This is a genomic window from Salinisphaera sp. (assembly GCF_035690525.1).
GTDB lineage: Bacteria > Pseudomonadota > Gammaproteobacteria > Nevskiales > Salinisphaeraceae > Salinisphaera.
The window spans coordinates 1-2,454 of sequence record NZ_DASSKM010000048.1 but is presented as its reverse complement, the minus strand read 5'-3'; the positions used below and the strand labels follow the sequence as shown (position 1 = coordinate 2,454).

Sequence of the window (2,454 nt, the reverse complement as noted above, 5' to 3'; positions counted from 1 at the left end):
TGAGCGCCCGCAAGATCTCGTTAGGTTTTTGGCGCGCACGGTGGCGGCGGTCCACCGTCGTCCGGACTGGCACACATCGCCTGAATCAGCGACGATTGATATGCCCTATGACTATAAAACCGTCTATGTCGATCGGCGCTGCTTGGCGCGCATCCCGGGTCGGGGCTGAATCTCCGCTTTCGCCCGGATTGCGTCTTGATTGAATTCTCGTCTGTCACCAAACGATTCGCCGACGGCACGGTCGCGGTCGATTCGCTCGACCTGACCGCGGCCACCGGCGAACTCACCGTGCTTGTCGGCCCGTCGGGCTGCGGCAAGACGACCTCGCTGCGCATGATCAACCGGCTCGATGAAGCCACCGCAGGCATCATCGCGGTCGACGGGCAGGATATCCGTTCGCGTAGTCTCACCGAATTGCGCCGCGGCATCGGCTATGTGATGCAGCACTCCGGGCTGTTTCCGCACCGCACGATCGGCGGCAATATCGCCACCGTGCCGCGCCTGCTGGGTTGGGATAAAAAACGCATCGCCGCACGCGTCGACGAACTGATCGAGACCGTCGGCCTGGAAGCCGGCATGGCCGCGCGTTACCCGCACCAGCTCTCCGGTGGCCAGCAGCAGCGCGTGGGCGTGGCTCGCGCGCTGGCGGCGGACCCGCCGATCATGCTTATGGACGAGCCGTTCGCGGCGGTCGATCCCATTGTGCGCAAACGGCTGCAGGACGAATTTCTGGCGCTGCAGGGGCGGCTCGGCAAGACCATCGTGTTCGTTACGCACGATATCGACGAGGCGATCCGGCTGGGCGATCGTATCGCGGTGTTCGGCGACGGCGGGCGGCTGGCCCAGTTCGCCACGCCGGACGAGTTGCTCGCCGCGCCGAAAAACGATTTCGTGATCGATTTTCTGGGTGCCGAGCCGCAATTGAAGCGGCTGTCGCTGATCAGCGCGCGCATGGCCACGCCGATCGACGCCCCGCTGATCGAGGTCGGGGCCAGCGCCGAGGCCGCGGTCGCGGCGGCGGACAAGGCCGGCACCGATTGGGTGCTCGTGCTCGATGACCGGCGCATCGTCGGCTGGCACCGCATCGAGGCTTATCGGGCCGATACCGCGCGCGGCGCCGAGCGTTTCGACGCGGTCATGGGCGCCGGCGCCACGCTGCGCGCCGCGCTCGGGGCGTTGGTGATCTCGCCGCTCGGCGTGGTGGCGCGCACCGATGGCGAAGGACGATTCGACGGCCTGCTCGATCAATCCAGCCTGCATCGGGCGCTGTCTTGATTCGTTGGGACTGGATCGGCCGCCATGCCGACGACATCATGGCCCAGCTTCTCCAGCACGTGGAACTGACCGCGCTGGCGCTGCTGTTCGGCTTCGCGATCGCGTTTCCGCTGGCGTTGGCCGCCATCCGCTGGCCGCGGCTGTACGGGCCGTCGCTGGCGGCGACCGGCGTGCTGTTCACCGTGCCGTCATTGGCGCTGTTCATTCTGTTGATTCCGTTCACCGGGCTGTCGATGGCGACCTCGCTGATCGGGCTGACGATCTATACGCTGCTGATTCTGTTCCGCAATATCGTCGAAGGGCTGCGGGGTGTGCCGTTCGAGGTGCGCGAGGCCTCCAGAGCGCTCGGCTATTCGCGAAGCCGTCAGTTGCTCACCGTGGAATTGCCGATCGCGCTGCCGGTGATCATGGCCGGCCTGAGGATCGCGGCCATCACCGTTATCGGGCTGGTCACGATCACCGCGCTGATCGGGCAGGGCGGGCTTGGCCGACTGTTCATTACCGGTTTCACGCTGCATTTCACCACGCCGCTGCTCGTGGGCTTCGCACTGTCGATCGCGCTCGCGGTGGCCGTGGATCTGTCGCTGGCCGGCTTGCTCTGGCTGGCCACGCCCTGGCATCGGGGGCGCCGGATATGACGTGGCGCGCAACAAGCGTGCGTCTCGCGCTGGTGGCTGCGCTCTGGTGGCTGGTCGCCGGCTCGGCGTTCGCGCTGGGCTTGGAAAGCGACGGTACGAACACGGTGGTCCGGGTTTGGCAGTGGTTCGTCGACCCGATGCACTGGCAGGGCCCGGGTGGGCTGCCGCATCGCATTGCCCAGCATATCTATTATGTAGCGGTTTCCACGGCGATAGCGGCCGCCATCGCGCTACCGGTCGGTCTCGGGCTCGGGCATTACGGCCGCGGCGGTCTGATCGCGATCAATATCGCCAACATCGGCCGGGCGATCCCGTCGTTCGGGCTGATTATTCTCATGTTCCTGCTGGTCGGCTTCGGGGTGGTGCCGGTGCTGGTGGCATTGGTGGCGTTGGCGATCCCGCCGATGGTGACCAACAGCTATGTCGGCATGCAGTCGGTCGACCCGTCGGTACGGCAAGCCGCGGCGGCGTTGGGGCTGACGCGCTGGCAGCGGCTGGTCCAGGTCGAGCTGCCGATCGCGCTGCCCCTGATCATGGCCGG

At 66.4% G+C, this 2,454-nt stretch carries 3 protein-coding genes; all 3 read left to right on the top strand.

The window, feature by feature from the left end; genetic code table 11:
• The first annotated feature begins 195 nt into the window (after nt 1–195).
• On the top strand, nt 196–1,275 hold the full coding sequence (locus tag VFJ08_RS03610) for an ABC transporter ATP-binding protein (protein WP_324995258.1): 1,080 nt from the start codon (nt 196–198) through the stop codon (nt 1,273–1,275).
• Nucleotides 1,272–1,913 (top strand): ABC transporter permease, encoded by a 642-nt coding sequence (locus VFJ08_RS03605; RefSeq protein ID WP_324995255.1) that lies wholly within the window; start codon nt 1,272–1,274, stop codon nt 1,911–1,913. Before VFJ08_RS03610 ends, VFJ08_RS03605 begins: the two co-directional genes overlap by 4 nt.
• Nucleotides 1,910–2,454, top strand: a 545-nt coding sequence (locus tag VFJ08_RS03600) for an ABC transporter permease (RefSeq protein WP_324995254.1), incomplete at its 3' end; no start/stop codon positions are given. The genes VFJ08_RS03605 and VFJ08_RS03600, both read left to right, overlap by 4 nt.